This is a genomic window from Romboutsia maritimum (assembly GCF_002251085.2).
Lineage (GTDB): Bacteria > Bacillota > Clostridia > Peptostreptococcales > Peptostreptococcaceae > Romboutsia_B > Romboutsia_B maritimum.
On the sequence record NZ_NOJZ02000077.1, the window covers coordinates 1 to 1,382 of the forward strand.

The window sequence follows — 1,382 nt, forward strand, 5'->3', positions numbered from 1 at the left end:
GCTGAAAGCATCTAAGCGCGAAGCCTACTTCAAGATAAGATTTCCCACCGTAAGGGTAAGATCCCAGGAAGACTACCTGGTTGATAGGTCGAAGGTGTAAGTGCAGTAATGTATTTAGCTTAACGATACTAATAGATCGAGGACTTGACCAAGAATTAAAATGATAATTCCTAAATGTATACAGTTTTTAGAGTATTAACTCTAAAACTTAATAGAAATGTTAAGCATAAAGATTATGTGGTTATAATAGCAAAGAGGATACACCTGTTCCCATTCCGAACACAGAAGTTAAGCTCTTTAGCGCTGATGGTACTTGGAGGGCAACCTCCTGGGAGAGTAGGACGTAGCCACGTAATTTTTTTATTTTATAAGCGTATGAATTTTAACTATTCATACGCTTTATTTATTTTATTAATTATATAAAGGTTTTTGCATTAATTTCAAAATAAAATCATTTAGTTTGTTTATACCTTTTCTAAATTTCTAAAAATACTTTCATTAAAATCTTTAGATGTACCATTAAAATCAAAATCCATAGGTATATGTTTTATATATAATATGACTATATATATTCAACAATTATCTTTTTAATAATAAGTAGTAGTAAGTGTATTATAATATATAAGTTGTAATGGTTTCTATTTTTATTTGAAGGATATTATAGATGAAAATCTTATACGAAAAAGATTATTATAAGATGAATATTTATATTATAAAAAAGTATTTATTTAAAATTAGTAATAAAAATAATAAAAAAGTAAAATATAATAATTTTATAAGAAAATAAAAAAGTAGATAAATGTGGATAAGAAATACAAAATGACTCTATAGCTTACTTTAAACATTGTAAATAATGTGGATAAATTTAAAAAATAAAGTTTTTGAAAAAAATGCTTAAAAAAATTAAAAAGAAGTGTTGACGAGGTTAAATAAAGATGGTATAGTATTACTTGTCCTTAAGAAAAGGGCGAGCAAGAAAAAATGAACTTTGAAAATTAAACAGTAGGTTAATTTATAGAATTTGAAACAACCAAATAAAGCCAGATATATAACAGTATCTGAGCCCATCAAAACTTTTATTTGAGAGTTTGATCCTGGCTCAGGATGAACGCTGGCGGCGTGCCTAACACATGCAAGTCGAGCGATTTCCTTCGGGAAAGAGCGGCGGACGGGTGAGTAACGCGTGGGTAACCTGCCCTGTACACACGGATAACATACCGAAAGGTATGCTAATACGAGATAAAGTGCTATGAAGACATCTTCGAAGCACCAAAGCTTTAGCGGTACAGGATGGACCCGCGTCTGATTAGCTAGTTGGTAAGGTAACGGCTTACCAAGGCGACGATCAGTAGCCGACCTGAGAGGGTGATCGGCCACATTGG

General features: G+C 31.5%; 3 rRNA genes. All 3 read left to right on the forward strand.

Annotated features, from left to right (window positions below):
• A 23S ribosomal RNA gene (locus CHF27_RS13720) occupies positions 1-152 on the forward strand; the annotation flags it as partial.
• An 84-nt stretch (positions 153-236) separates the two neighbouring features.
• Positions 237-353 (forward strand): 5S ribosomal RNA (gene rrf, locus CHF27_RS13725).
• A gap of 723 nt (positions 354-1,076) precedes the next feature.
• Positions 1,077-1,382 (forward strand): 16S ribosomal RNA (locus CHF27_RS13730); the annotation flags it as partial.